Source organism: Thalassococcus halodurans (assembly GCF_900108225.1).
Classification (GTDB): domain Bacteria; phylum Pseudomonadota; class Alphaproteobacteria; order Rhodobacterales; family Rhodobacteraceae; genus Thalassococcus; species Thalassococcus halodurans.
This window is the reverse complement of the sequence record NZ_FNUZ01000004.1, coordinates 172093-189495: the sequence shown is the minus strand read 5'-3', so window position 1 is coordinate 189495 and position 17403 is coordinate 172093. Positions and strand designations below refer to the sequence as shown.

The 17403-nt window shown below is 58.7% G+C and carries 18 protein-coding genes and 1 riboswitch; of the genes, 9 read left to right on the top strand and 9 right to left on the bottom strand.

Going from position 1 to position 17403, the window contains the following annotated elements:
- Positions 1-175: 175 nt before the first annotated feature.
- Together C4S59_RS13405 and metG are read left to right on the top strand one after the other, a co-directional pair.
- Positions 176-769, top strand: a complete 594-nt coding sequence (locus C4S59_RS13405; RefSeq protein ID WP_103911035.1) for an ImuA family protein — start codon at positions 176-178, stop codon at positions 767-769.
- Positions 770-841: 72 nt separating this feature from the next.
- Positions 842-2554, top strand: coding sequence for a methionine--tRNA ligase (metG, locus tag C4S59_RS13400; RefSeq protein ID WP_103911034.1), 1713 nt, complete (start codon positions 842-844; stop codon positions 2552-2554).
- Positions 2555-2565: 11 nt separating this feature from the next.
- Here metG and C4S59_RS19595 read toward each other — a convergent pair whose 3' ends face one another.
- The 3 genes from C4S59_RS19595 to C4S59_RS13390 all read right to left on the bottom strand — a co-directional run bounded on the left by C4S59_RS19595 (position 2566) and on the right by C4S59_RS13390 (position 4006).
- Entirely contained in the window at positions 2566-2733 is a 168-nt protein-coding gene (locus tag C4S59_RS19595; RefSeq protein WP_160006880.1) for a hypothetical protein, read from the bottom strand.
- 59 nt (positions 2734-2792) lie between these two features.
- Positions 2793-3326 carry a lysozyme inhibitor LprI family protein gene (locus C4S59_RS13395; protein WP_160006877.1) on the bottom strand — a complete coding sequence of 178 codons (534 nt, stop codon included), beginning with the start codon at positions 3324-3326 and terminating at the stop codon, positions 2793-2795.
- 251 nt (positions 3327-3577) lie between these two features.
- Positions 3578-4006, bottom strand: coding sequence for an FKBP-type peptidyl-prolyl cis-trans isomerase (locus C4S59_RS13390; protein WP_103911032.1), 429 nt, complete (start codon positions 4004-4006; stop codon positions 3578-3580).
- Between the two features lie 245 nt (positions 4007-4251).
- On the opposite strand from C4S59_RS13390, the gene C4S59_RS13385 reads away from it, so the two are divergent.
- The 3 genes from C4S59_RS13385 to C4S59_RS13375 all read left to right on the top strand — a co-directional run bounded on the left by C4S59_RS13385 (position 4252) and on the right by C4S59_RS13375 (position 6281).
- Complete coding sequence (locus C4S59_RS13385; RefSeq protein ID WP_103911031.1) at positions 4252-4809, top strand: L,D-transpeptidase; 558 nt, start codon at positions 4252-4254, stop codon at positions 4807-4809.
- A gap of 7 nt (positions 4810-4816) precedes the next feature.
- The gene (locus C4S59_RS13380) at positions 4817-5986 is read left to right on the top strand and encodes a geranylgeranyl reductase family protein (RefSeq protein WP_234994771.1); all 1170 of its coding nucleotides are present in this window, start codon (positions 4817-4819) and stop codon (positions 5984-5986) included.
- A gap of 88 nt (positions 5987-6074) precedes the next feature.
- Positions 6075-6281, top strand: a complete 207-nt coding sequence (locus C4S59_RS13375; RefSeq protein ID WP_103911030.1) for a hypothetical protein — start codon at positions 6075-6077, stop codon at positions 6279-6281.
- A 125-nt stretch (positions 6282-6406) separates the two neighbouring features.
- Here C4S59_RS13375 and C4S59_RS13370 read toward each other — a convergent pair whose 3' ends face one another.
- Positions 6407-7075, bottom strand: coding sequence for an arylesterase (locus C4S59_RS13370; protein WP_234994770.1), 669 nt, complete (start codon positions 7073-7075; stop codon positions 6407-6409).
- Between the two features lie 18 nt (positions 7076-7093).
- Here C4S59_RS13370 and C4S59_RS13365 point away from each other — a divergent pair, with 18 nt between their 5' ends.
- Genes C4S59_RS13365 through C4S59_RS13355 form a run of 3 tightly spaced genes read left to right on the top strand, consistent with a single transcriptional unit; the run spans position 7094 to position 11264 of the window.
- Entirely contained in the window at positions 7094-7786 is a 693-nt protein-coding gene (locus C4S59_RS13365; RefSeq protein ID WP_103911028.1) for an ABC transporter ATP-binding protein, read from the top strand.
- Positions 7783-10311 carry an ABC transporter permease gene (locus C4S59_RS13360; RefSeq protein ID WP_103911027.1) on the top strand — a complete coding sequence of 843 codons (2529 nt, stop codon included), beginning with the start codon at positions 7783-7785 and terminating at the stop codon, positions 10309-10311. Before C4S59_RS13365 ends, C4S59_RS13360 begins: the two co-directional genes overlap by 4 nt.
- Before the next feature lie 59 nt (positions 10312-10370).
- The gene (locus tag C4S59_RS13355; RefSeq protein WP_103911026.1) at positions 10371-11264 is read left to right on the top strand and encodes an inositol monophosphatase family protein; all 894 of its coding nucleotides are present in this window, start codon (positions 10371-10373) and stop codon (positions 11262-11264) included.
- Positions 11265-11336: 72 nt separating this feature from the next.
- Here C4S59_RS13355 and gcvP read toward each other — a convergent pair whose 3' ends face one another.
- The 5 genes from gcvP to C4S59_RS19895 form a co-directional block, all read right to left on the bottom strand.
- Positions 11337-14183 (bottom strand): aminomethyl-transferring glycine dehydrogenase, encoded by a 2847-nt coding sequence (gcvP, locus tag C4S59_RS13350; protein ID WP_103911025.1) that lies wholly within the window; start codon positions 14181-14183, stop codon positions 11337-11339.
- A 152-nt stretch (positions 14184-14335) separates the two neighbouring features.
- Positions 14336-14698: a glycine cleavage system protein GcvH gene (gene gcvH / locus C4S59_RS13345; RefSeq protein WP_103911024.1), complete on the bottom strand. Its 363-nt coding sequence runs from the start codon at positions 14696-14698 to the stop codon at positions 14336-14338.
- A 22-nt stretch (positions 14699-14720) separates the two neighbouring features.
- Positions 14721-15965 (bottom strand): glycine cleavage system aminomethyltransferase GcvT, encoded by a 1245-nt coding sequence (gene gcvT / locus C4S59_RS13340; protein ID WP_103911023.1) that lies wholly within the window; start codon positions 15963-15965, stop codon positions 14721-14723.
- 198 nt (positions 15966-16163) lie between these two features.
- A riboswitch (glycine riboswitch) is annotated at positions 16164-16250 on the bottom strand.
- Between the two features lie 62 nt (positions 16251-16312).
- Positions 16313-16516 carry a hypothetical protein gene (locus C4S59_RS19900; protein WP_327346476.1) on the bottom strand — a complete coding sequence of 68 codons (204 nt, stop codon included), beginning with the start codon at positions 16514-16516 and terminating at the stop codon, positions 16313-16315.
- On the bottom strand, positions 16470-16706 hold the full coding sequence (locus C4S59_RS19895; protein ID WP_327346544.1) for an Rrf2 family transcriptional regulator: 237 nt from the start codon (positions 16704-16706) through the stop codon (positions 16470-16472). Before C4S59_RS19895 ends, C4S59_RS19900 begins: the two co-directional genes overlap by 47 nt.
- Before the next feature lie 122 nt (positions 16707-16828).
- Between C4S59_RS19895 and C4S59_RS13330 the strand changes: the two genes are divergently transcribed.
- A complete protein-coding gene (locus C4S59_RS13330) occupies positions 16829-17398 on the top strand; it encodes a gamma-glutamylcyclotransferase family protein (protein WP_103911022.1) in 570 nt (189 codons plus the stop codon).
- The last annotated feature ends 5 nt before the right edge of the window (positions 17399-17403 follow it).

The window sequence follows — 17403 nt, the reverse complement described above, 5'->3', positions numbered from 1 at the left end:
ACAGGATTTGTATCAAAAATGGAAACAATCCTGAGGCCTTCTGAACATTACGCACAAAACAAATGCGACCGCAGAACATCCATTGTTTTCACGAGCGGGTCACAGCCTCTGTGACCTTCGGCAAAAGTCGCCGAACATCCTTGAGAGCATTTGGTGAACATTTATACTCACCCGCATGACTCATACACTGCTGAAACGGACCACGCACACACCACCTCCGGCGTTAGCGCTGTGGGACGATATCGCCTTGCCGGTCTCGCGGGTGCATGAACTGTGCGGGAGGGCGCGGCGCACCTTGGCTTTGCGTATTGCGGCCAAAACGGGCGGGCCTGTGCTGTGGATTGCCCCTGCGTGGGGCGCTGATCCACTGAACCCTGTAGCGGTGGCCGATATCGTGCCTCCACGCAATCTGGTGTTTGTCACCCCCCGCCGCCCTGAAGACCTGCTGTGGTCTATGGAAGAGGCGTTGCGGTCCGGCGTGGCCCCCGTAGTCATCTGCGACCTGCCCGGCCCGCCGCCCCTGACACCGGTACGTCGCCTGCACCTCGCCGCGCAAAGCGGGGCCGAGTTGGGCAAATGTCGCCCCCTTGGCCTGCTGCTGACACCGGGCGATGGCGGCGCGGCGGGTGTGGAAACGCGCTACCGGATGGATCCGACCCACACGCCCGACAGCCCCCGCTGGCGACTGGACCGTCTGCGCGCCCGAATGGCCCCGCCCAAAAGCTGGCAATTAGGCCCCAACGGGCCTGCAAAGCCACAACAGCCGTGACGCACACTTTCCCCCGCCCGCGACATAAGTTAAGGGACAGATCAAACGCGACTTTCGCTTAGGGACAGGCATATGGCACGGCATCTTATCACCTCGGCAATTCCCTACATCAACGGGATCAAACACCTCGGGAACCTTGTGGGCTCTCAGTTGCCCGCCGATCTGTTTGCCCGCTACCAACGCGCCCGCGGCAACGAGGTGATGTTCATCTGCGCCACCGACGAACACGGCACCCCCGCCGAACTGGCCGCCGCCAAAGCAGGCCAGCCCGTCGCGGAATACTGCGCCGAAATGCACGAGGTTCAGGCCGAAATCGCAAAAGGCTTCCGCCTGTCTTTTGACCACTTCGGTCGCTCGTCTTCGGAACAGAACCAGAAGCTGACCCAGCATTTCGCAGGTGTTCTGGCCGAACGCGGCCTGATCCGCGAAGTGTCTGAAACCCAGATGTATTCCCACGCCGACGGCCGCTTCCTGCCCGACCGCTATATCGAAGGCACCTGCCCGAACTGCGGCTTTGACAGTGCGCGCGGCGACCAGTGCGACAACTGCACCAAACAGCTGGACCCCGTTGACCTGATCAACCCGCATTCCACAATCTCGGGTTCGACCGATCTGGAGATGCGTGACACCAAGCACCTGTATCTGTGCCAGTCCAAGATGAAAGACACGCTGGACGCATGGATCGACAGCAAAACCGACTGGCCCATTCTGACCACCTCGATTGCCAAGAAATGGCTGCACGACGGTGACGGCCTGCAAGACCGCGGCATCACCCGCGATCTGGACTGGGGCGTACCCGTCAAAAAAGGCGACGAAGACTGGCCGGGCATGGAAGGCAAAGTGTTCTACGTCTGGTTCGACGCGCCCATCGAATACATCGCCTGTGCGCAGGAATGGGTCGATGCGGGCAAAGGCACCGATTGGGAACGCTGGTGGCGCACCGACAAGGGCGCGGATGATGTGACCTACACCCAGTTCATGGGCAAGGATAACGTTCCCTTCCACACCCTGTCCTTCCCCGCCACGATCCTTGGCTCGGAAGAGCCCTGGAAGCTGGTCGATTACATCAAATCCTTCAACTACCTGAACTATGAAGGTGGCCAGTTCAGCACATCACGCGGGCGTGGCGTGTTCATGGATCAGGCGCTGGCGATCCTTCCGTCCGACTACTGGCGCTGGTGGCTGCTGAGCCACGCACCCGAAAGCTCGGACGCCGAATTCACGTGGGAAAATTTCCAGACCGCTGTGAACAAAGACCTTGCCGACGTGCTGGGCAACTTTGTCAGCCGCGTCACCAAATTCTGCCGCTCGAAATTCTCCGAGGCCGTCCCCGCAGGCGGGACCGAGACCGCGCGCGAAGAACAGCTGCGGGCCGATCTGGCGGCGAAACTGGCCGAATACCAGACACATATGGACACGATCGAGGTCCGCAAAGCCGCCGCATCGCTGCGCGCGATCTGGGTTCTGGGCAACGAATACCTGCAAGAGGTCGCCCCCTGGGCCACGTTCAAGGAAGACCCCGATCAGGCCGCAATGCAGATCCGCACGGCGCTGAACCTGATCCCGCTTTATGGCGTCCTGTCCGCCCCCTTCATCCCCGACGCCGCCGCTGTGATGCTGGAAGCAATGGGCGCCGAGGGCACCGACTGGCCGTCCGATATCGGCGCTGCAACCACAGCCCTAGAGGCAGGCCACGCCTTTACCGTACCGGAAAACCTGTTCCGCAAGATCACAGATGATGAGCGCGCAGAGTGGCAGGAACGGTTCTCGGGGAAACGAGACTAAGGCTTAATCGACTAAGGACCAAAGCGCGGAATCAAGGCCGAAGGCCGCCGCGCATCGACGACGCGCGCCCACGCGGCGGCGATTTGTCGGGCTTGGCTTAAAGCGCTGGACTCCTTCGGATTTGGTTGGGAAAAATCGAGGAGTTCATAGGCCGGATCGCCACCGCGCGCGTCGTCCATGCTTGATCATCAACCTTCTTCGGTATCAGGTATCGGCCACTGACCTCGCCCGCAGAAATTCAATCAGAGATTGTGAAGTAACGCTCCAAATGACCGGCTTGCTGAATCGAGAGGCGCGTAGTGCACTCAGCGGTAACTGCTCCCCAGCCAGAGCCCCCCGCATGCCAACCAACGATATTATCTTCGGAACACAATTCGCTGGAAAACTGAAGCCAGAGCCTCTGAGCGCTGCGCAAATTCGGCAAAGCCGTTTCGTCGTGCGCAATAAGCGGCCCTTGCTTCAAAATCCTGTTATAAACCGCATTCAGGTGCTCGTCTGCGCGCTCAAGACCAATAAAGTTACAGTATTCACGCGGTGACACAGCGCCTCCCCCCGGACTCCCCAATCCATTACGAAAAAGCACTTTTTCCAGAGCTTTCTCGCATCGTTGAATTCCGGAAATTACGCATTGCTCACGCTGGACCGGATCAATTTCGAAACACGCCTCCACCTGAAGATAGGATTTATCATAAAAGTCTTCAGCTATGTCTGATGCATAGGCTTGGCTACAGAATCCGAAAAGAAAGACGCTCAAAACTGATGCACGCTTCAATGTAAAACTCCCTACTATAAACTAGCTTCATTAAATAGTTGCACAGACCACTCGTAACCGAGCGAAACCTATTGGCGAATAGGTACAGGGCGCTGTCTATGGTCAAGAAGCTCTCTACAACAACTGCCGCACATCAAGACAATGATGCATTAATACAACCCTAGGAAGCGCAGCCGCACTCTCCTGTCAAACAAAAAAAACCAGCCCCGAAACGGGACTGGTTCAATCTCACACCACAATGGGCAAACAGATCAGACGATCTCGACGACCTCGAAGTCGAAGGTCAGGTCTTTGCCTGCCAGCGGGTGGTTGGCGTCTAGCGTCACTTCGGTTTCGGTCACCTCTGCCACGGTCACGGGCATGACCTGACCTGTGGGTGTCTGCACCTGCAGCTGACCGCCAACCTCAAGCGGGATGTCCGCGGGCACGTGTTCACGCGGGACTTTCTGCATCGCGTCGGGGTTGGGCTGGCCATAGGCTTCGTCTGCCGGAATCTCGACCTTTTTCTTTTCACCCACGGTCATGCCAGGCAGCGCCTTGTCCAGACCGGGGATGATCTGGCCCGAGCCTACGGTGAATTCCAGCGGGTCACGGCCTGCGCTGCTGTCAAAGGTCGTGCCGTCAGCCAGCGTGCCTGTGTAATGAATGCGAACGGTGTCACCGCTTTTGACGTCGGTCATTAGGTATCCAATCAAGTCAGGGGATGGGTTCAGTGAGGCCGTATCTCAGACGGGTGCTCACGCAGATGCGGGAACCATAATGGAAGGGCGCGCGTTGTGCAAATAACCGCCTTAACCCGAAACAAACCACAGCCTTCGTATATGTTGCCCCGCAACAACTCAAAAACAGTTGACCAGACTGTGCATTGATTCCCGAGGACACCTCGGCAAAATAGGATGGCTGCTAAAATTATATGAGACTCGCTATGTTTTCCCGACGCTCTTTTCTTGCTACATCTGCCGCAGCTTCGGTGACACTGGCATCACCGGCGCTGGCATTTACCGTCAAACCTCGCTTCATGCCGCAAACCGTTAAGGTGCGCTCCGATCTTGAAGCAGGTCAGATCATCGTCGCGCCCAAGGCGCATTTCCTCTACTTCGTCGAAGCCCCGGGTCAGGCCCGTCGCTATGGCGTTGGCGTGGGCAAGGCCGGTCTGGAATTTACCGGAACCGCGACCATTCAGGTCAAAAAAGAATGGCCGACATGGCGTCCGACAAACGACATGATCGAACGCGATCCGCACAAGTACACCGAGTTCGTCGACAACGACTATGTCCAGCCCGGTGGCCCCGGCAACCCGCTGGGCGCTCGTGCGTTGTATTTGTTCCAGAACGGTCGTGACACCTACTTCCGCATCCACGGCACGACACAGCCCTCGACCATCGGCCTGTCTGTGTCCAACGGCTGTATCCGGATGATCAACGACCATGTGATCGACCTGTACGACCGTGTTCCGCGCGGCACCAAAGTGACCGTCGTCTGACGGACGGGTGAACCGGACCTTACATTTCGACCTTATCGTGATTGGCGCAGGGCCTTCGGGCTCTGCGGCTGCATGTTGGGCGGCGCGATCCGGACTGAAGGTCGCGCTGATCGACAAACATCCCTTCCCCCGCGACAAACTGTGTGGCGGCGCGTTTACCGAGCGCGCCATGGGGCTTTACCGTCAGATTTTTGCACAAAACGATCTGGGCGCGCCCTACGTCGCGCGCGATGCCGTCGAATTCTACGCCTTCGGATCGCCGCTTGGGCAGTTGCACAGCCCTGCCCCCCTCCGCCTGACAATGCGCCGGTCGCTGGACGCGCATCTGTTCGAACTGGCTATAAATGCAGGCGCGCAGGATTTTACCGGCTCTCGCATCACCGGTCTGTCGACGGATCCGGTCAGGGTCAATCTGGGTCACAGCGTTCTGACCGCACCTGTGCTGATCGGCGCCGATGGGGTGAACAGCTTTGTCGCTAGGCATCTGTTCGGCAAGGCCTTTGAACCAGACCAGATCGGTTTCGCGCTTGAGGTTGAAGCAGTTGGCCTTTCCCCCGATCTGCCGCTGCGCATTGATTTCGGCGCGGCCAACTGGGGATATGGCTGGCAGTTTCCGAAGGCAGACAGCACCACAATCGGGATTGGCGGCATCCATGCCCGTAACCCTGATATGCGGCGCGACATGCTGCATTATCTGAAAACCCTTGGCATCGCTGACGCCCCAAAGGTGAAGGGGCAATATCTGCCCTTCGGCTTCGCCCGTACAAAACCCGGCAAGGCGCACGTTCTGCTGGCTGGGGATGCCGCGGGGCTGGTTGATCCGATCACCGGCGAAGGCATCGCCTTTGCGCTGCAAAGCGGGAAGATGGCTGCGGATGCCGCGCAGACAGCGCTACACGAAGGACGCCCCGAGGCAGCGCTTTCGATCTATCGCGCCCAACTGCGCCCCTTGCATCTGGCGATGTGGCAAGCACGACAGTTGCGGCACCTTTTGTTCAATCCGACGCTTCGACGGCCGTTTTTGAACGGATTTCAACGGTCTTCCACCATGAAAAACGCCTATATGCAGCTACTTTCTGGCCAGACCGAATACAGCGAAATATCCCGTAAGATACTGACTAAAATGCCAAGACTACTGATGCGGGCGGCAACCCCGATCGGCGCTCCAAAATTTTAATTCATTTATTTGCCTAGCCCCTGTCACATTCCCGCCCCAATGACCGTTAGAGATGGGGACAAGCGGTTAATGCAAAGGTGCACGACAAATGGCATTGGTAATGATCATGGCAGGTTCCATCGTAGGTTCTCTTTCGGCTCTGGCTGGCTGGACCGCGTTTGATCTGGGATTTTTGCAAAGCTTTGGTGTTTACCTAGCCATCAGCCTTGGATTTGGCGTTCTGGGCGCAATGCTGTCCCTGTCGACAAATTCCGATGAAGATTGCCACGGAATGGTCGGCCTCGCGAAACCCTAAGGAATTTTCGCAAAGCCTGCTTACATCAGCCCGCCATCGTGCGGGCTTTTTTGCACATCAAAGTTATCAAACAAGCAACCCGGCCAAACCAACCGCGAAGCAATTAATGCAAAGCAAGCGACGGATTACTGCGTCCGCTCGACCAGTTCTTCGACGCGCGGCCCAAGCACGGATACGATCCTCTCGACCCCTTCAGCATTGGGGTGAATGCCGTCCGGCTGCATGAATTCCCGAACGTCTTGCAGGTTGGTTCCGCCCTTCACGCGAAGCCCTTCAAAGAAATCGGGCAAAAACAGCGTGTCATATTCCTGTGACAGGTCTGCATACATACTGTCGAAAGCCTCTTTAAAGCCGGCCCCGTAATTCGACGGCGCCTCAAGCCCGACCAGCAACACAGGCAAGTCGCGCGCGGCCGCAATGTCCAGAATGGCAGCAAGGTTGTCGCGCGAACTGGTTGGATCAATGCCACGCAGCAGATCATTGCCACCCAGCGCCACGATCATCGCATCGGACTGATCAGACAAAGACCATTCCACCCGCGACAGCCCCCCGCGCGTCGTGTCGCCTGACACGCCAGCGTTCACGACCTTGGCGTCGACACCCTGTTCGTCTAGCCATGCCTGCAATTTGGGCACAAGGCCCTGACCTTGCGGCAAACCATAGCCAGCCGTCAGGGAATCCCCCAACGCCACAACCTCGACAGGTTCCGCTGCAACGGCGCTTGTGCAAAAAATCAGGGCCAGCGCCGTCTTGCTCAGGCGATTTGAAGCCCCATATGTGAATAAACGTAACATCTGCCGGATCCTCATTTTATGCCCGATACCGTTCTTACCCTTAAAGATGTGACCTTGTCGCTCAGAAGCAATGCCGGACTTGTCGAGATTTTGCACGGCATCTCTCTGGACGTCACAAAAGGGGAAACTCTGGGTCTGATCGGGCCGTCTGGTTCTGGCAAATCCTCGCTACTGATGATCATGGGCGGGCTTGAACGCGCGACATCGGGCACCGTCAGCGCGCTTGGCCGTGATCTGACGGCGATGGACGAAGACGCGCTGGCGCGGTTCCGCCGCGATCACATGGGCGTTGTGTTTCAGTCCTTCCACCTGATCCCGACGATGACCGCCTTGGAAAACGTGGCGACGCCCTTGGAACTGGCTGGCGTAGACGATGCGTTCGACCGCGCGGCAGAAGAACTGAAGGCCGTGGGCCTTGCGTCCCGTGCCGATCACTACCCGTCCCAGATGTCGGGCGGTGAACAACAGCGCGTCGCCCTAGCCCGCGCGTCCGCACCGCGACCTGAAATCCTGCTGGCCGATGAACCCACCGGCAATCTGGACGGCACCAACGGCGAAGCGATCATGGACCTGCTGTTCGGTCTGCGCGACCGGCATGGCGCGACCTTGGTCATGGTCACACACTCGCGCGAGTTGGCCGATAAATGCGACCGCGTCATTCGCCTGACCGACGGCGCGATTGACCAGGCAGCCCTGCAGGCCGCCGAATGAGCCTGAAGACAGCCGCAAAATTTGCCCGCCGTGAATTGCGGGGCGGGATCAAGGGCTTCCGGATTTTTCTCGCCTGCCTGACGCTGGGCGTGGCCGCGATTGCCGGTGTCGGCTCGGTCAAGTCAGCCATTCAGGCGGGTCTCTCCGATCAGGGTGCCGTTCTGTTGGGCGGCGATGCCGAGGCGCAGTTCACCTACCGCTTTGCCACAGACGAAGAACGCGCTTGGCTAGAAAGCCAATCCACGGCCCTGTCCGAGGTGACCGACTTCCGGTCGATGGTCGTTGTTGGCGAAGGCGACACCGCCGAACGCGGTCTGACGCAAGTCAAATCCGTCGATGACGCTTATCCCCTGCTAGGCGACATGGTGCTATCGCCGGACATTCCACTGCCCCAAGCCCTAAACGGAACCGACGCGCTTCCCGGCGCGGTTATGGCGCCGCTTCTGGCAGACCGGCTGGGCATTGCCCCCGGCGACACGTTCAAGCTGGCCGATAAGGACTTTCATCTAAGCGCTGTCATCGAAACCGAACCGGATGACACCGGCGGCGGGTTCAGTCTTGGCCCCCGCACCATGGTGCGTACGACCGATCTGATCGGTACGGGCCTTTTGGAACCGGGTACGCTGTTTGAAACCGAATACCGGATGCTGCTGCCCGAAGGCACCGATCTGGACGCGATCAAGGCCGAGGCCGAAGACCGCTACCGCGATACCGGAATCCGCTGGCGTGACAGCCGGAATGGTGCGCCTGGAACAGCACGCTTTGTCGACCGGATGGGTGCGTTTCTGGTGCTGGTTGGCCTTTCCGGCTTGGCCGTTGGCGGCATCGGCGTGTCCGCTGCGGTCCGCGCCTACCTATCGCGCAAAACATCCGTCATCGCGACGCTGCGCACCTTGGGGGCCAGCCGCGCGACGATTTTCCAAACGTACTTCCTGCAAATCGGTGCGCTTTCATTGGTGGGGATTGTGCTGGGCCTGATCCTAGGTGCGTTGATCCCTGTGGTATTTTCACCGCTGATCACAGCTTCACTGCCGGTGCCTGCCATGTTCGGCATCCACCCCGCACCCTTGTTCGAGGCCGCGATATACGGCGTTCTCGCCGCGCTTCTTTTCACACTCTGGCCACTGGCCCGCACCGATGAGGTCCGCGCCGCCACCCTGTTCCGCGATGCGATGGCAGGTGCCAGCCTGTTGCCCGCCCCGCGCTACATCTTAGCGACGGCGGTCCTGCTCGCGATCCTCGTGGGCACCGCGATCCTGTTTTCCGGCGACGCGCTGATCACGCTCTGGACCGCAGGAGGCCTGTTGGGCGCCTTGATCATCCTCGGGCTGGCCGCAATGCTGATCCGCTTCGTCGCCCGCAAATCGGTCAAAGCCATGCGCGGTCGCCCCGCTTGGCGGTGGGCGATGGGATCCATCGGCGGACCACGGGAAGAGGCAGCATCAGTCGTTCTGTCATTGGGCCTTGGCCTGTCGGTTCTGGCCGCCATCGGCCAGATCGACGGCAACCTGCGATCGGCGATCAACCGCGATCTGCCGGATGTCGCGCCGTCCTATTTCTTTGTGGACATCCAGAAAGACCAGATGGACGACTATCTGGCGATCCTGAACGCCGACAGCGCCGTGTCCCGCATCGAAAGCGCGCCGATGCTGCGCGGTGTTGTGACCGAAATTAACGGCATCCCCGCGACCGAAGTTGCCGGCGATCACTGGGTGATCCGCGGCGACCGTGGCGTGACCTATGCCAACGCACTGCCCGACAACACAGACGTCGTCGCGGGCGAATGGTGGCCCTTGGATTACACTGGTGAACCGCAGGTCAGTTTTGCCGCCGAAGAAGCCGCCGAGATCGGGCTGGAATTGGGCGACAAGATCACTGTCAACATCCTTGGCCGAGATATCACAGCGACGATCACATCGTTCCGCGAGGTCGACTTTTCCAACGCGGGCATGGGCTTTGTCATGACGCTGAACGCAAATGCGCTTCAGGCGGCACCGCATACCTTCATCTCGACCGTCTACGCGGATCCAGCGGAAGAGGCCCGCGTTCTGCGCGAGGTGGCCAGCGCCTTCCCGAACATCACCGCAATCAGCGTGCGCGATGCAATCGACCGTGTGTCGGTCCTGCTGGACGGCGTCGCAGGCGCGGTGCGCTGGGGCGCGGCGGCAACGCTCTTCACCGGTTTCCTTGTTCTGATCGGGGCGGCAGCCGCAGGCGAACAGGCCCGCACCTATGAGGCCGCCATTCTGAAAACCCTAGGGGCCAGCCGGAAACGCATCCTGATCAGCTTCACTTTGCGCTCTGCTCTGCTGGGCGCGGCGGCCGGTGCCGTGGCTATTGTCGCAGGCGTTCTGGGCGGCTGGGCTGTGTCGACCTTCCTGATGGAAACCAGCTTTGCCGTCGTCTGGCCATCCGCCTTTGGCATCGTGCTGGGCGGTCTGTTGACCACTTTGTTGGCAGGTCTGTTCTTTGCGTGGCGTCCATTGGCCGCACGGCCTGCGCAGGTCTTGCGTGCCCGCGAATAACTTGAACACAAAGTCAGAGGGGCCTACCCAACAGGCACTTGCCGTCAGGAGACGATTCGATGAGTGAAACTTTACCCGCCACCGTCACAGCGCCGCTGTCCAACGCGCAAAAGACACAAATCCTGAACCTCGTGCGCCGTGCGGCCAAGGCCGAAATCCTGCCGCGCTTCCGCAATCTGGGAAGCCATCAGATTGATCAGAAATCCGGCCCGCAGGATTTGGTGACAGAGGCAGATAAAGCCGCCGAGGCGATGATCGCGCGCGGCCTTCAGATCATGTTCCCCCACGCACTGATCGTGGGCGAGGAACACGCCTCGGACAATCCTGATGTGATCAAGGACATCGCGGGCGCCGAACTGTGCTTTACCATCGATCCGGTCGACGGGACGTGGAACTATGCCAATGGCCTGACCGTCTTTGGCGTGATGGTGGCGATCCTGCGCTATGGTCAGCCGGTGTTTGGCCTGCTGTATGATCCGGTGATGAACGATGTGATCATGGCCGATCACACTAGCCCCGCCGAAATGGTTCTGCCCCGCCGCATCCGCCGCGAGGTCAAAGTCTCGGACGGTGGCGATATCGCCGATCTGACCGGCAGCGTGCCGCTTTACCTGCTGCCCGAAGACAAGCGTGAACAGGCCGCTGTGACGTTGACCAAGTTCCAGCGCTGCACCATGTTCCGCTGCGCCTGCCACGAATTCCGCCTGCTGGTACAGGGCAACATCGACTTTGTCCTGTTCGGCAAAATGACCCCGTGGGATCAGCCTGCGGGCGTCGCCGTACTGCGTCAGGCCGGTGGCTATGCGGCCATGCTGGACGGCAGCGACTATCGCGGTGACATGACCGAAGGCTATCTGCTGTGCGCGCCCAATAAGGAAACATGGGACAAGCTGCGCGATGTCTTTGCGTTTCTGCTTGAGACATCTGAGGAAACCGCCATCGCGGCCGAGTGATCGCTTACCCGCACGACAAAGAAAAGCCCCGCCTGATCGCTCAGACGGGGCTTTTTATTTGATTTAAAACGCTTATTCCGCGTCTACGTAGTCTTCCATCGGGGGACATGTGCAGATCAGATGGCGGTCGCCATAAGCGTTGTCCACGCGGTTGACCGGCGGCCAGTATTTGTCCACGCGGAACGCACCCGGAGGGAAGCAGCCCTGTTCGCGGCTATAGGGACGATCCCAATCGCCGACCAAGTCTTCGGTCGTGTGGGGCGCGTTCTTCAGCGGGTTGTTTTCCGCATCGATCTTGCCCTCTTCAATCGCGCGAATTTCCTCGCGGATCGCCAGCATCGCATCGCAGAAGCGGTCGAGTTCGGCCTTGGTCTCGGACTCTGTCGGCTCGACCATCAAGGTACCTGCAACCGGCCAGCTCATGGTCGGGGCATGGAACCCACAGTCGATCAAACGCTTCGCGATGTCTTCCACCGTAACACCTGCCGATTTCTCGAACGGACGCACATCGACGATGCATTCATGGGCCACGCGGCCAGATTTGCCACGGTACAGAATGTCATACGCACCGGACAGACGCGTCGCGATGTAGTTCGCGTTCAGGATCGCGGCCTTGGTCGCTTGGGTCAGACCATCGCCGCCCATCATCAGGCAATAGGCCCAGCTGATCGGCAACAGCAACGGCGATCCGAAGGGCGCAGCCGACACCGGGCCAGCACCGGTCACATCCAGCGGATGCGACGGCAGGTGCGGCGTCAGGTGCGATTTCACACCAATCGGGCCCATGCCGGGGCCACCACCGCCGTGCGGAATGCAGAACGTCTTGTGCAGGTTCAGGTGGCTTACGTCGCCGCCCAGATCGCCCGGACGGGACAGACCCACCATCGCGTTCATATTGGCGCCGTCGATATACACCTGACCACCATACTTATGCGTGATTTCACAAACCTCTTGCACGGTTTCTTCGAACACGCCGTGGGTCGAGGGATAGGTGATCATGCAGCCGGCAAGGTTTTCACCGTGCTGTTCGGCTTTGGTACGGAAATCGTCCAGATCGATTGACCCCTGATCATCGCATTTCACGACAACCACTTTCCACCCCACCATCTGCGCCGACGCGGGGTTGGTACCATGCGCGTTCACAGGGATCAGACAGACATTGCGGTGCCCCTGCCCGTTCGCACGATGGTACGCCGCGATGGTCAACAGACCCGCATACTCACCCTGCGCGCCCGAGTTCGGCTGCATGGAAATCGCGTCATAGCCAGTGATCTGGCACAGCTTGGCGTTCAGATCGGTGATCATCTCTTCATAGCCTTCCGCCTGATCGGCGGGGCAATATGGATGCAGGTTGGAAAACTCCGGCCAACTGATCGGCATCATTTCCGCGGCCGAGTTCAGCTTCATCGTACAGGACCCCAGCGGGATCATCGCACGATCCAGCGCCAGATCGCGGTCGGCCAGACGACGCATGTAGCGCATCATCTCGGTTTCGGCGCGGTTCATGTGGAACACGTCGTGCTGCAGATAGGCGCTCTGACGGATCAGGTTGTTCGGCAAACGGTACGTCGGCATCAGATCGAAATCCTGACGTTCGATGCCAAAGGCCCGCCAGATACGTTCGATTGTGGCGGGACGTGTGGTTTCATCCAGCGTGATCCCGATCTTGGTCTTGCCAACCTTACGGAAGTTCACGCCGTTCTGGATGCCTGCCTCCATCACGCCTTTCTGGAAGAGGCCAACATCAACCGTGATCGTGTCAAAGAAATCGGCCTGATCAATGGCAAAGCCTGCTTCTTCCAGACCTTTGGCCAGACGCACAGTTTTGCGGTGGATGCGTTGTGCAATGGCCTTCAGGCCTTCGGGGCCGTGGAAGACCGCGTAGAAACCAGCCATCACAGCCAGCAAAGCCTGAGCCGTACAGACGTTCGACGTCGCCTTTTCGCGGCGGATGTGCTGTTCGCGGGTTTGCAGCGACAGACGGTAGGCACGGTTGCCGTGCGCGTCGATGGACACGCCGACAATCCGGCCCGGCATCGCGCGTTTATAGGCATCACGGCAGGCCATATAGGCTGCGTGCGGGCCACCAAAGCCCATGGGCACGCCAAACCGCTGGGTCGAGCCAACGGCGATATCGGCACCCATTGCGCCCGGCTCTTTCAGCAGGCACAGCGCCATCGGGTCGGCGGCGATAATCCCAAGCGCCTTAGCCTCGTGCAGCGCCTCGATCGGGGCCGAGAAATCCTGCAAGCCACCATAGGTGCCCGGATATTGGAAGATCGCACCGAACACCTGTTCGGGGTCCATATCCTCGGGTTTGCCGACGATAATTTCGATCCCCAACGGTTCGGCGCGGGTGCGCATGACAGCGATGTTCTGCGGGTGGCAGTTTTCATCGATGAAAAAGCCCTTGGCCTTCGACTTGGCCACACGCTGCGCCATGGTCATCGCTTCGGCACAGGCCGTGGATTCATCCAGCAAGGACGCGTTGGCAATTTCCAGACCGGTCAGATCGGTGATCATCGTCTGGTAGTTCAACAGCGCCTCAAGGCGGCCCTGCGAAATTTCGGGCTGGTAGGGCGTGTAGGCCGTGTACCATGCCGGATTTTCCAGAATATTCCGCTGGATCGCAGGCGGCGTGACTGTGCCGTGATACCCCTGCCCGATCAGCGATGTGACCACGTTGTTCTTCTTGGCCACCTGCCGCATGTGCCATAGCAATTCGCGCTCGGACATCGGCTTGCCGAATTCCAGCGGCTCTTTCTGGCGGATAGATGCAGGAACCGTTTCCTCGATCAGCTGTTCAAGGTCGGCCACGCCAAGGGCGTTGAACATGTCGGCCATTTCAGACGGCGACGGGCCGATGTGGCGACGGTTGGCAAAATCGTATGGCAGATATTCGGTTGGTTGAAAGGGCATCTCAGGCTCCTTGCTAACGCGTGTCGGGCCACGGCCCTAGCGCTTGAATATATCGGTTGCCTGCCGCGACGGGATGGCCGCGACGGATCTTGTTTTTTCGTTTGTCTTTCAGGACAGGCAGGCCGCGCATCACCGCGCCTGCCCGCCGGAAATCAGGAAATGAACTTCTTGTAGGCCGCTTCGTCCATCATGTCGTCCAGCTGCGACATGTCTTCGACTTTGACCTTGAAGAACCAGGATTCACCTTCGGCGTCTTCGTTGACCTTGCCGGGTTCATCCACGATCGTTTCGTTCACTTCGACGATCTCGCCATCAACGGGGGCAAGAATATCCGAGGCCGCTTTAACGCTTTCGATGACAACAACTTCGTCGTCTTTGGAAATGGTGGCGCCAACCTCGGGCAGTTCGACAAACACAACGTCGCCAAGCTGTTCGGCCGCGTGTTCGGTGATCCCGACCACAACGATGCCGTCATCTTCTACGCGCAGCCATTCGTGCTCTTCTGTGAATTTCATGTGTATATACTCCCTACACAAGTCAGCGTTTAAAGCGGGCCGGTACGAACGGAAGATCAGCCACCGTCACCGGCAACCGTTTTCCGCGTACTTCCCCGAACAAAGTCGTCCCTGTCTCGGCCATCGAGGCAGGCACGTATCCCATGGCAACCGGCCCTTCGACCGATGGCCCAAAACCACCCGATGTGACCTTTCCGACCGGATCGGTCGCGGTTTCATCGGCAAACAACATAACGCCTTCGCGCATCGGCGCGCGCGTTCCCGGCATCAGGCCCACGCGGCGGCGGTCTGCGCCATTATCCAATTCTGCCAAAATGCGATCCGCCCCTGGGAACCCGCCTGCGCGGTCGCCCCCGTTGCGGCGCACTTTCTGAATGGCCCAGGTCAGCCCCGCCTCAACCGGCGAGGTTTCGGTGTCGATGTCATGCCCGTAAAGGCAAAGCCCAGCCTCAAGGCGCAGGGAATCTCGCGCACCGAGGCCAATGGGCTCAACGTCATCATGATCCAGAATTTTGCGCGCCAGCATGACAGCGGCGGCTTCGGGCACCGAAATCTCGTACCCGTCTTCACCAGTGTAACCCGAACGGGACACCCAGCATTCAACGCCTTCGATTTCAACGGTCGCGACATCCATAAAGCGCATGTCTTTCAAGGCCGGTGCCAGTTCCGCCATGACGGCTTCGGACGCGGGCCCCTGAATAGCAAACAGCGCGCGGTTTTCGATGTGTTTGACAACGACATCCGGTTCAAGCCCGTCGCGCAGCCGAGCAATATCGGCATCCTTGCAGGCCGCGTTCACGACCAGAAACAAATGATCCCCGCGATTGGCGATCATCAGGTCATCTTCGATCCCGCCCGCGTCATTGGTAAAAAAGCCATAACGCTGACGGTTTTCGGCCAACCCCTGCACATTCACAGGCACCAATGCCTCAAGCGCCTCGGCGGCATCACGGCGGCGACCGATCAGAACAACCTGCCCCATGTGGCTGACATCAAAGAAACCGGCCTTTTCGCGTGTATGCAGATGTTCTTTCATCACCCCCAGCGGATAGCTGACCGGCATGTCATAGCCCGCGAACTCGACGATCTTTGCGCCCAGTTCGACGTGCAGATCATAAAGCGGCGTACGTTTTGGCCCCGTTTCTTCAACGTGACTATGGTCGTGATGGTGGTGGTGATGATGTTCGCCAGGACCATGCGGCACGCCACAGCCGCAAATATCCTGTGTTTCAAATTCCTTGAAACGATTGTCGTCCCCGTTGGCCATGCGGCACCCCGTCTTGTTAGCCGCCCGGGTCGCGTCGCACATAGAATAGCCACGTGCTGCTCTCGGGCATTCACGACACGGACCCTCCCCGTGCCTGGAACGCCCCCTCTGTCCTTGCAGCAGACCAAGGTCTGCATCGCGCCTGAGATCGTTATCCCTTCGGCGGGTCCGCGATGAACGAACCACTCTCCAGAGCATAATATCGCAGCGGTCCTTGAGCCTGAGAGTTTCCGGGGCGGTTGCTCCTTCGGCACCGACTAAAGTCGGTTCTCCCACTGTGATGCAAAGACGCTAGACCAAGCTTCCGCCTCTGGCAAGTGTTCCATTCGGAAAGAAGGTCGCAGGGGTTAACTTGCTGAAAAAATGCCCGAAAGTTCGGTGTTTCCGCCGACGAGGGACGCAAGATTGACGTCATCCAGACTTTTGTAAAATTCTTCTTCGGCGGAATCGAGCGCGGTGCGCAAACGACAGGCCGCAGCCAGCGGACAGGTGTTTGTCACCATGTCATGACATTCGACAATCGGCACTTTGGATTCGAAAGACCGGAACACGGCACCCACCGTGATATCCTCTTCCGCTAGGGCAAGAGCGAGCCCCCCCCTTGCGTCCCCGCTGGGTTCGCAAGTACCCAAGCTGGGCAAGTTGATTCACGATCTGGCCAAGGTGATGCTCGGAAACATTGCACACCTGAGCAATGGAGGACTTAGTAATGCGTTCGCCGCGCTTGATAGCACAAAACATCAAAACCCTAAGCGCAATATCAGTTCGCTTTGTTACCCGCATTACCGTCGCCTCAATTCAGCAATAAACTTGAAGAATAGACTGCTTGCTACTCTTATTAGTTGAAATGGAAAATAACCGCTATGCCTAAATCGTTTTTCTTTGGATATGGATCCCTAGTAAACACGAAAACGCATTTATACAAGCGTGCAACTCAGGCTTGCGCAAAAGGATGGCGAAGAGAGTGGCGCTGGGTCCCCGGAAGAGAGTTGGCTTTCCTAACGGCAATTCCGGATTCAAGCAGCGAAATTGAAGGCTTAATTGCCGAGGTCCCAAATCAGGATTGGGCGGCGCTGGACGAGCGTGAAGAATTCTATGAACGTCTAAATGCCAATGAATGCACCGATCACGCAGTAAATGAGCCGCTTGATATCGCAATTTACGCAATCCCCCCTGCCAATTCGACCATCGCAAGCGATGATCACCCCGTCATCCTGTCCTACCTTGATGTAGTTTTGCAGGGTTACCTTGAGGTTTACGGCGTTGAAGGCGCGCTGAAGTTCTTCGAGTCAACCACAGGGTGGCATGCTCCGGTCATCAATGATCGCGCTGCACCGCTTTATCCAAGATCGCAAAAGTTGAGTGCGGAAGAAACTGATTGGGTTGACGAACAATTGGCATCACGCCGAATTAAAATAATTAACGCAGGGTAAAACTG

Excerpts from the sequence above, each read along its gene's own strand:
- C4S59_RS13405 (WP_103911035.1), top strand. The coding sequence starts at position 176 with ATGACTCATACACTGCTGAAACGGACCACGCACACACCACCTCCGGCG.
- metG (WP_103911034.1), top strand. The coding sequence starts at position 842 with ATGGCACGGCATCTTATCACCTCGGCAATTCCCTACATCAACGGGATC.
- C4S59_RS19595 (WP_160006880.1), bottom strand. The coding sequence starts at position 2,733 with ATGGACGACGCGCGCGGTGGCGATCCGGCCTATGAACTCCTCGATTTT.
- C4S59_RS13390 (WP_103911032.1), bottom strand. The coding sequence starts at position 4,006 with ATGACCGACGTCAAAAGCGGTGACACCGTTCGCATTCATTACACAGGC.
- C4S59_RS13385 (WP_103911031.1), top strand. The coding sequence starts at position 4,252 with ATGTTTTCCCGACGCTCTTTTCTTGCTACATCTGCCGCAGCTTCGGTG.
- C4S59_RS13375 (WP_103911030.1), top strand. The coding sequence starts at position 6,075 with ATGGCATTGGTAATGATCATGGCAGGTTCCATCGTAGGTTCTCTTTCG.
- C4S59_RS13370 (WP_234994770.1), bottom strand. The coding sequence starts at position 7,075 with ATGTTACGTTTATTCACATATGGGGCTTCAAATCGCCTGAGCAAGACG.
- C4S59_RS13365 (WP_103911028.1), top strand. The coding sequence starts at position 7,094 with ATGCCCGATACCGTTCTTACCCTTAAAGATGTGACCTTGTCGCTCAGA.
- C4S59_RS13360 (WP_103911027.1), top strand. The coding sequence starts at position 7,783 with ATGAGCCTGAAGACAGCCGCAAAATTTGCCCGCCGTGAATTGCGGGGC.
- C4S59_RS13355 (WP_103911026.1), top strand. The coding sequence starts at position 10,371 with ATGAGTGAAACTTTACCCGCCACCGTCACAGCGCCGCTGTCCAACGCG.
- gcvP (WP_103911025.1), bottom strand. The coding sequence starts at position 14,183 with ATGCCCTTTCAACCAACCGAATATCTGCCATACGATTTTGCCAACCGT.
- gcvH (WP_103911024.1), bottom strand. The coding sequence starts at position 14,698 with ATGAAATTCACAGAAGAGCACGAATGGCTGCGCGTAGAAGATGACGGC.
- gcvT (WP_103911023.1), bottom strand. The coding sequence starts at position 15,965 with ATGGCCAACGGGGACGACAATCGTTTCAAGGAATTTGAAACACAGGAT.
- C4S59_RS19895 (WP_327346544.1), bottom strand. The coding sequence starts at position 16,706 with ATGTTTTGTGCTATCAAGCGCGGCGAACGCATTACTAAGTCCTCCATT.
- C4S59_RS13330 (WP_103911022.1), top strand. The coding sequence starts at position 16,829 with ATGCCTAAATCGTTTTTCTTTGGATATGGATCCCTAGTAAACACGAAA.